We start from the raw sequence: 344 nt of genomic DNA on the forward strand, positions 1-344 counted from the left end.
TACTGCGTACTGGAAGGCATCTTCTTCTACTGCGGCTTCACCCAGATCCTGTCCATGGGCCGTCGCAACAAGATGACCGGCGTGGCCGAGCAGTTCCAGTACATCCTGCGTGACGAATCCATGCACCTGAACTTCGGCATCGACGTGATCAACCAGATCAAGATCGAAAACCCGCACCTGTGGGATGCCGAGATGAAGGAAGAAGCGACCCAGATGATCCTGCAGGGCACCCAGCTGGAAATCGAATACGCCCGTGACACCATGCCACGCGGGGTATTGGGCATGAACGCGGCGATGATGGAGGACTACCTCAAGTTCATCGCCAACCGTCGCCTGTCGCAGAT

General features: G+C 57.0%; 1 protein-coding gene. It reads left to right on the top strand.

Going from position 1 to position 344, the window contains the following annotated elements; all coding sequences use genetic code 11:
- The coding region (locus HX866_RS34120; protein WP_218179837.1) for a ribonucleotide-diphosphate reductase subunit beta at positions 1–344 on the top strand (344 nt) is incomplete at both ends.

It is taken from the genome of Pseudomonas gingeri (genome assembly GCF_013386165.1).
GTDB classification, from domain to species: domain Bacteria; phylum Pseudomonadota; class Gammaproteobacteria; order Pseudomonadales; family Pseudomonadaceae; genus Aquipseudomonas; species Aquipseudomonas gingeri_C.